This is a genomic window from Brachybacterium sp. HMSC06H03, from assembly GCF_001807385.1.
In the GTDB taxonomy this organism is placed as follows: domain Bacteria; phylum Actinomycetota; class Actinomycetes; order Actinomycetales; family Dermabacteraceae; genus Brachybacterium; species Brachybacterium conglomeratum.
Genome location: NZ_KV788758.1, coordinates 1 through 7,672, shown reverse-complemented (window position 1 = coordinate 7,672; position 7,672 = coordinate 1). Strand labels below are relative to the sequence as shown.

5 protein-coding genes and 2 pseudogenes are annotated in these 7,672 nt (G+C 74.9%); 1 reads left to right on the top strand and 6 read right to left on the bottom strand.

Features of this window, described 5'->3' with window-relative positions; all coding sequences use genetic code 11:
* The 6 genes and pseudogenes from HMPREF3159_RS07345 to HMPREF3159_RS07320 all read right to left on the bottom strand — a co-directional run.
* Positions 1-1,262 (bottom strand): annotated as a pseudogene (locus HMPREF3159_RS07345) (pyrophosphatase); the annotation flags it as partial.
* A 32-nt stretch (positions 1,263-1,294) separates the two neighbouring features.
* On the bottom strand, positions 1,295-3,199 hold the full coding sequence (locus HMPREF3159_RS07340; protein ID WP_070500439.1) for a thioredoxin-like domain-containing protein: 1,905 nt from the start codon (positions 3,197-3,199) through the stop codon (positions 1,295-1,297).
* A gap of 81 nt (positions 3,200-3,280) precedes the next feature.
* Positions 3,281-3,958 carry an HAD family hydrolase gene (locus HMPREF3159_RS07335; protein WP_070500437.1) on the bottom strand — a complete coding sequence of 226 codons (678 nt, stop codon included), beginning with the start codon at positions 3,956-3,958 and terminating at the stop codon, positions 3,281-3,283.
* Positions 3,955-4,668, bottom strand: coding sequence for an HAD family hydrolase (locus HMPREF3159_RS07330; protein WP_070500436.1), 714 nt, complete (start codon positions 4,666-4,668; stop codon positions 3,955-3,957). Before HMPREF3159_RS07330 ends, HMPREF3159_RS07335 begins: the two co-directional genes overlap by 4 nt.
* Positions 4,669-4,732: 64 nt before the next feature.
* Positions 4,733-6,022 (bottom strand): O-acetylhomoserine aminocarboxypropyltransferase/cysteine synthase family protein, encoded by a 1,290-nt coding sequence (locus tag HMPREF3159_RS07325; RefSeq protein ID WP_070500434.1) that lies wholly within the window; start codon positions 6,020-6,022, stop codon positions 4,733-4,735.
* A 310-nt stretch (positions 6,023-6,332) separates the two neighbouring features.
* On the bottom strand, positions 6,333-7,301 hold the full coding sequence (locus tag HMPREF3159_RS07320) for an N-acetylmuramic acid 6-phosphate etherase (RefSeq protein WP_070500433.1): 969 nt from the start codon (positions 7,299-7,301) through the stop codon (positions 6,333-6,335).
* Positions 7,302-7,406: 105 nt separating this feature from the next.
* Here HMPREF3159_RS07320 and HMPREF3159_RS07315 point away from each other — a divergent pair.
* Positions 7,407-7,672 (top strand): annotated as a pseudogene (locus tag HMPREF3159_RS07315) (N-acetylglucosamine kinase); the annotation flags it as partial.

The following is a 7,672-nucleotide window of genomic DNA, read 5'->3' as shown; positions in this document are numbered from 1 at the left end:
CGGGAGGTGCGGGCGGCGCGCAGCACGGAGCCGCCCAGGCGATGGCCGGTGCCGCCCAGCAGCAGCACCGTCGCGAGCGCGGCGAGGGCGCCGAGGCCCAGCGCCACGGCGACCACGACGTTCGGGGTGATGCCGTAGAGGGCGAGCATGTCGAGGAAGGCGGAGGCGTACTGCGAGTCGTCCGTCTGGGAGATGAACTGGCTCAGGTCGCCGCCGAGCTCCTCGATCTGCGGCTCGAGCTGCTCGCGCGGCGTGTCGGTGCCGCCGGTGATCGCCGGATCGGTGAAGTTCTCGAGCCCTACGTCCTCGAAGCGGAGGTCCTTGTACTGCGAGGGGATCCACAGCGCCGCGGCGGCTGCCGCGCCGGCGGCGCCGAGCACGGAGGGGATCAGCCCGCCCAGCTGCAGCGCCCCGCGCTCGTGGCCCTCGCGGCCCGCATGGGGGACGACGGCGGCGACGCCCGCGGCGAGCAGCGCGATGCCCAGCGCCAGCAGCGTGACGACGAAGCCCTCGGCCGCGAGGACGGGCACGCCGAGCAGCACGCCGAGGGCGGCGCCGGCGGTCGCGACGGCGACGAGGTCGGCGCTGAGGGCCCCGCCGCGGCGCACCATGCGGGCGCTGCGCAGGTGGGGGCCGCCGAGGTTGTCCTCGTCGTCGACGTCGAGCTCGTGCTCGTCGGTGCCGACCAGGACCGCGGCCGCGGCCGCGCCCGCCTCGACCGGGGCCGCGCTGGCCCGCACCACGAGGGCGGAGATCGCGGCGCCCGCGGCGAGGGCGATGAGCGCCGGCCCGGCCGTGTTCTGCAGGAACCACACCGCGATCACCACGGGCAGCGCGGCGAGCGCGAGCGCGCCGGCGACCGTGAGCGCCCCGAGACGCGGGACCATCGCCCCGCGCCGCTCGGGATCGACGCCGAGCGCCGCGAGCTGGATCGCCAGGCCCCGCCAGGCCGCGAGCGGGCCGAGCGCGAGCCCGACCAGCAGCATCGCCGAGCGCAGGATGCGGTCGTCGGTCCCGCCGGGGGCCAGGTACACCACCACGGCGAGCGGCAGCCCCACCCACAGCAGGATCGAGGCGGAGGACAGCAGCGGCGCGCCGAGCCGCCGTCCGAGCGTCGGGTCCACCTCGGCGCTGTCCTCGTCGCGCCGCAGCCGGGTGGGCACGACCGCCCCGGCGACGAGCGCGGCCACGGCCAGCAGGCCGAGGACGAGCAGGGTGACGGCGAGATCGTCGCCGAGGGGGAATTGCGTGATCAGATCCACGGGTCGGCTTCAGCTTCCGTCGGAGTCAGAGGTCAGGCGAGCAGGGAGAGGTCCAGATGATCCGGGCCGCCCTCGACGACTCGGATCGGGACCCCCCAGTCCTGCTGGTGCATGTGGCAGGCGGGGAACTCCACGGCCGGGTCCGCGTCGCAGGAGGCGGCGCGGGCGCTGACGTGGAGGACGCCCTCGGTGTACGCGGGGTCGAGGGTGACGGTGCGCTCGAGCGCGGTGTCCACCCCTCCCCCGGCCTTCAGCATCGAGGTGGGCGTGGTCGCGATCGTGACCTGCGTGGACGGTCCGAGGGAGTCGTCGAGCTTGTGCCCGGGCGGCGGCGTGAACAGCACGCGCACGGTGAGCGGGCCGGGCCCCACCTCGGTCGCGGGCCGCTCGGAGCGCTGGGCGCCCTCGTCGATCACGCGCTCGGCGGCCTTCGCGACCGGCACCCAGGTGATGCGGTGCGCGCCGGACTCGACGACGATCAGCTGGCCGATCCCGTCCACGGGCGGGCCGACGATCGCGTCGGAGGGCTCCTTGAGGTCGGTCGCGACGGTGACGACCTCGCCGGTCTCCTCGTCCAGGAGGCGGATCGCGCCGTTGTAGGTGTCGGCGATCGCGATGCGCCCGTCGGGCAGGGCGGTCACGCCGAGCGGGTGCTGGAGGCGGGCCCGGTCGAGCGGTCCGTCCACATGGCCGAAGTCGAACAGGCCCTTGCCCACCAGGGTGCTGACCTGCATGGTCTGCGGGTCCAGGAGCCGCACTGCGGAGGACTCGGAGTCCGCGATCACGATTCGGCCGTCGGGCATCTCGTCCAGGCCCGAGGGCTGAGCCCACCAGGAGGTGACGGCGGGGCCGTCGACCAGGCCCTCCTGGGTGGTGCCCGCGAGGACCAGCAGGGCGCCGGTGACGGGGTCGAAGGTCCACAGCTGGTGGATCCCGGCCATGGCGATCACGGCCCGGTTCAGGGAGTGGCTCCAGGTGAGGTCCCAGGGGGTGGAGAGGCTGTAGGTGCGGGCATCGCCCTCGCCGCGCGGCAGCGGCTCACCCTGCATCCACTGCTCGCCGGTGCCGGCGAGGGTGGTGACCTCGGTCGTGGTGCGGGAGCGCAGCAGGCGGTCCTGCCCGATCTTCACGCCGCGCAGGCGGTGCCCGGCGGTGTCGGCGACCAGGAGGTCGTAGCCCACCTCGTGGGCGACCTCGGCGGGCAGGGCGAGGACGCCGTTGGGCTCGGCGAACTGGGCGGTGTCCTCGTCGCCGTCGGCGTGCCCGCGCTCCCCGGTGCCGATGATCGCGTCGACCGTCGCGCCGTCGGCCTGGAAGACGACCAGGCGGTGCTGGCCCGCGTCGGAGACCACCAGCCGGCCGTCGGGCAGGACGGCGAGCTTCGAGGGGAAGCGGAGGGTCTGCTCGGTCCGCTCGGCGAGGACGGTCGGCGCGGGGCCGCGGCGCAGCGAGCCGTCGGCCTCGCCCTCGGCGACGAGCTCGGCGACCAGGCGGTCGAGGTTCGCGGCGTGGCCCTCGCCGGAGAGGTTGCCGGCGATGCGGCCGTGGGTGTCCAGGACCATCAGGGTGGGCCAGGCGCGGGCGCCGTAGGCGCTCCAGGTCTCCAGCTCCGGATCGTCGATCACGGGGTGGGAGACCTCGTAGCGCTCGATGTTGGCCCGCAGCGCCTCGGGGTCCTTCTCGAACTCGAACTTCGGGGAGTGCACGCCGATGACGACGAGCTCATCGGCCCACTTCTCCTCGAGGGGGCGCAGCTCGTCCAGGACGTGCAGGCAGTTCACGCAGCAGAACGTCCAGAAGTCCAGCAGCACGATCTTCCCGCGCAGCGTCTCGAGGTCCAGCTCGGCGCCGCCGGTGTTCAGCCAGCCGCGGCCGCGCAGCGGCGAGCCGTGGGCGCGGGAGGACAGGGGCGCGGAGGGTTCCGACGAAGTGGTCATGGGGTCCAGTGAACACCGGATCTGCGCCCGGGGGCCAACTCGAGTGACATGCGCGGACATCCGCGCCGGATCACTCCCTGGTCACCAGGTCGCGATCCAGGCCGCGAGCTCGGGATCGGTGAGGGAGGTGAGGGCGAGGTCCGCGGGCGGGACGGGGTGCCCGGGCGCGGGGACCGCGATGAGGCGCAGCCCCGCGTCGCGGGCGGCGCGGGCACCGGTCCCGGAGTCCTCCAGGGCCAGACAGTCCTCGGGCCGCTGGCCCAGGGCGCGGGCCGCCGCGGCGTACATATCGGGGGCCGGCTTGGGGTTCTCGACGGTGTCCGAGGCCTCGAGGACGGTGAAGTGCTCCCGCAGGCCGCCGGCGACGAGCTTGTGGTCCAGCGCCTCGAGCCAGGAGTTCGAGGCGCAGCCCAGCGGCACCCGGGCCGCCGCCGCCCGCAGCACCTCGGCCGCGCCGGGCAGGGTGCGCACCCCGCCGGAGAGCTCGTGGTCGAACTCGCGGTGCAGGTCGGCGAGCACCTCGGCCTCGGTGTGGCCGGAGCGGCGGGCGATCAGCTCGGCGGCGACCTCGATCGTCGAGCCGTGCAGCACGGCGTCGTCCTCGGGGTCCAGGACCGCGCCGCGCGCGGCGACGACCGTGTCCTGGGCGCGCTGCCACACCGACTCGGTGTCCAGCAGCAGGCCGTCGCAGTCGAAGACCACGGCGCGCGGGGTCCAGTCGCCGAAGGCGCGGGCGAAGCGGTCGGGCGCGGTGCTCACCGGCGGGCCTCCCAGCTCGAGATCCAGTCGGCGAGGACGGGGTCCTCGAGGGAGTCGAGCCGGCGCGGCGCGACGGGGTCCTGGCCGGGGATCGACGGCACCGCGATGAGCTGCATGCCCGCGGCGAGGGCGGCCCGGGCGCCGGTCTCCGAGTCCTCCAGCGCCAGGCAGTCGGCGGGATCGACGCCGAGCGCCGCGGCGGCGGCGAGGTAGAGGTCGGGGGCCGGCTTCCCGGCGGCGACGTCGTCGTGGGAGACCCGGGCGTCGAAGGCGTCGGTGAGGCCGAGCGCGTCGAGGGTCCGCTCGAGCAGGTCCCGGGGGGAGTTCGAGGCGACGGCGACGGGGCGCACCGCGGCGACCGCCCGGACGGTCCTGACCACCCCGGGCAGCGGCACGAGCGGCTCCTCCAGGCGCTCCTGGTGGGCGGCCATCAGCTCCGCCCCGGCGCGGTGCGGGTCTTTGCCGATGGCCTCGGCGATCGTGGTGACCACGACCTCGATCGGCCGGCCGGTCAGGGCGCGGCGCGCCTCCGGGTCGAGGGAGGCACCGTGGTCGGCGAGATAGTCCTCCTGCAGCGCGAGCCAGCGCCCCTCGGTGTCCACCAGCAGTCCGTCGCAGTCCATCACCACGGCGGCCGGGGACCACGCGGGCGGCCACGTCTCCAGCGGGGAGGGCGCCACGAGGGCGCCGGGGTCGCTCGCATCGCTCATGGCCCCAGCCTAACGATCACCGCGACCCCGGCGTCCAGCGAGCTCCCGCCCGCGGCGCGGCCGCTCAGGCCGACACCGCCGCGAGCCCCTGCTCCAGGTCGGCGAGGATGTCGTCGATGTGCTCGATGCCCACGGAGAGGCGCACGAAGCCGGGGGCGACGCCGGCGGCGCGCAGCTCCTCCTCGGTCAGCTGCGAGTGGGTGGTCGAGGCGGGGTGGATGACAAGACTGCGCACGTCGCCGATGTTCGCCACGTGCGAGTGGAGGGTGAGGGCGTCCACGAAGCGGCGACCGGCCTCGAGGCCGCCGGGCAGCTCGAAGCCGAGCACGCTGCCGGAGCCCTGCGGGAGATAACGCTGTGCCCGCTCGTGGTGCGGGGAGGAGGGCAGGGAGGCCCAGGTGACCGTGCCCACCCGCTCGTCGGCCTCGAGGAAGTCGGCGACGCGGCGGGTGTTCTCCAGGTGGCGCTCCATCCGCAGCGGCAGCGTCTCCAGCCCCTGCCCGATGAGGAAGGCGTTGAACGGGGAGACGGCCGGTCCCAGGTCGCGCAGCAGGTTGGTGCGGGCGCGGGTCGCGAAGGGGCCGGGCACCCCGGCGAAGACGAGGCCGTTGTAGGACTCGTCGGGCTCGGTGAACTGGGGGTACTTCTCGGCGTGGGCGGTGAAGTCGAAGCTGCCGCCGTCCACGATCGCCCCGGCGATCGAGGTGCCGTGCCCGCCGAGGAACTTGGTCGCTGAGTGGACGACCACGTCCGCGCCGTGCTCGAGGGGGCGCAGCAGGTAGGGCGTCGCGACGGTGTTGTCGACGATCAGCGGGACGCCGACCTCGTGGGCGACGTCGGCGAGGGCGCGCAGGTCCGGGATGTCCTGCTGGGGATTCGGGATCGACTCCACGAAGAAGGCGCGTGTGGTCTCGTCCGCGGCGGCACGCCAGGAGGCGGGATCGGTCGGGTCCTCGACCCACTGCGGGGTGATGCCGAGGCGGGGGAGGGTGTGCTTGAAGAGGTTGAAGGAGCCGCCGTACAGGCTCGGGGAGACGGCGATCGAGTCGCCGGCCCCGGCGAGATTCAGGATCGACAGCGTGATGGCGCTCTGCCCGGAGGCGAGCAGGAGCCCGGCGACGCCGCCCTCGAGCGCAGCGATGCGGTCCTCGACCGCGGCCTGGGTGGGGTTGGTGATGCGGGTGTAGATCGGGGCGGCCTCGGCGAGCGCGAAGCGGTCCGCGGCGGACTGCGCCGAGGGGAAGACGAAGCTGGTCGTCTGGTGGATGGGAAGGGCGCGCGAGCCCGCGTCGGTGTCGGGGGTCTGGCCGGCGTGGACGGCGAGGGTCTCGAACTTCTGGGGCTGGTGCGTCATGGCTGCGCTCCTCCTGGGCGTCGGGGGTTGCGCTCAGCCTGTCCGTCGCGCGCCGGCGGGGCGAGGACTGTGAACGTCTGTGTCGCCGAGCTCGAGCAGCTCCCCGTCCCAGCGGCGGCGCAACCAGCGGTCGTGGGAGGCGATCAGCACGGTCCCGCCCCAGTCCGCGAGCGCGGCCTCGAGCCGGGTCGCGACACGGGGTATGGAGGGGATGGATCTGCTCCTCGGCGCGGAGGGACGGCGGGCGCGGGGCTGATCACAGACGCATGGTCGCCACCGTAGGGGCCGCGCCCCGGCGCCGTCGAGGGAATTACCCGCCCAGCGCCGCCACCGCTGAGCGGATCCCGGCGGGGTCGCCGATCCGGCGGGGGTCCCGGGGGAAGTCCTCGAGCGCGGCGGCCGACGCGTCGGCATCGGCCCCCGCCAGCAGAGCGACCAGCGCGACGCGCACGCTGCCGCCCGCGGCCTCGAGCACCCGCGCCGCGTCCTCGGGATCGGCGCCGCTGGCCTGGACGAGCATCCGCACGGTGCGGGCGACGAGCTTCTCGTTGGTGGGGCGCACCTGGATCATCAGGTTGCCGAAGGTGGTCCCGAGCCGGACCATCGTCGCGGTGGAGAGGGCGTTGAGGGTGAGCTTCTGCGCCGTCCCGGCCTTCATGCGGGTGGAGCCGGTGACCACCTCGGGGCCGACGTCGAGGAGGATCGGATGGTCCGCGAGCGGGGCGAGCGGCGCGGCGGGGTTCGCGGAGATCAGCGCGGTGGGCATCCCTGCGGCGCGGGCGGCCTCGAGCGCACCGGCCACGAAGGGGGTGCGACCGCTCGCGGCGAGGCCGATCACGACATCGCCCTCGCGGCACTGCTCGCGCACCAGCTGCGCGCCCTGCGCGGCGGAGTCCTCGGCGCCCTCGACCGCGGTGAGGAAGGCGCCGGGCCCGCCCGCGAGGTGGGCGGTGACCATCGACTCGTCGGCGTCGAAGGTCGGGGCGAGCTCGACCGCGTCCAGCACCGCGAGCCGGCCCGAGGTCCCGGCCCCGAGGTAGTGGACGGTGCCGCCGTCCGCGATCGCCGCCACGCACGTCTCCACCAGCGCGGCGATCTCGGCGGACCGCGCCTGGACCGCCGCGGCGACGGTCGCCTCCTCGCCGAGGATCACGTCGACCATCCCGCGGGCGTCGAGGGTGTCCAGCTCGGCGCTGGCGGGATTGCGCTCCTCGGTGGGCGAGGCGAGGCCCACCAGGTCGACGTCGAGGCGGCTCGGGTCCCTGCGGGGGATGCTCACGTGGTCTCCAATGATCGGTGGGCGTCGCTTGGTACAGCGTAGGACAGGCGGAGCGGGCCCTACGATGTGGGACGCTCGACGGGGAACGCTGGAGGAGGGAGCCGTATGCGCCAGCAGCTGGTGCTCGCCGGGGATGTCGGGGGGACGCGCTCGCGACTGGTCGCCGCGTCGGTGGGCGGCGGGCTCCTCGCGCAGGCCGAGGGGCCGGGAGCGAACCTCCGCTCCTCGGGACCGGCGGCCTTCGACACGCTCGCGGCCACGATCGCCGAGGTGCTCGAGCAGGCGCGGCACGCGCTGCGCACCGCCGACGCGGGCGCCGACGACGACACCTCCGACGGTCCGGCCGGCCCGCTCGCCGACGACCCGGCCGA

Excerpts from the sequence above, each read along its gene's own strand:
- HMPREF3159_RS07340 (WP_070500439.1), bottom strand. The coding sequence starts at position 3,199 with ATGACCACTTCGTCGGAACCCTCCGCGCCCCTGTCCTCCCGCGCCCAC.
- HMPREF3159_RS07330 (WP_070500436.1), bottom strand. The coding sequence starts at position 4,668 with ATGAGCGATGCGAGCGACCCCGGCGCCCTCGTGGCGCCCTCCCCGCTG.
- HMPREF3159_RS07325 (WP_070500434.1), bottom strand. The coding sequence starts at position 6,022 with ATGACGCACCAGCCCCAGAAGTTCGAGACCCTCGCCGTCCACGCCGGC.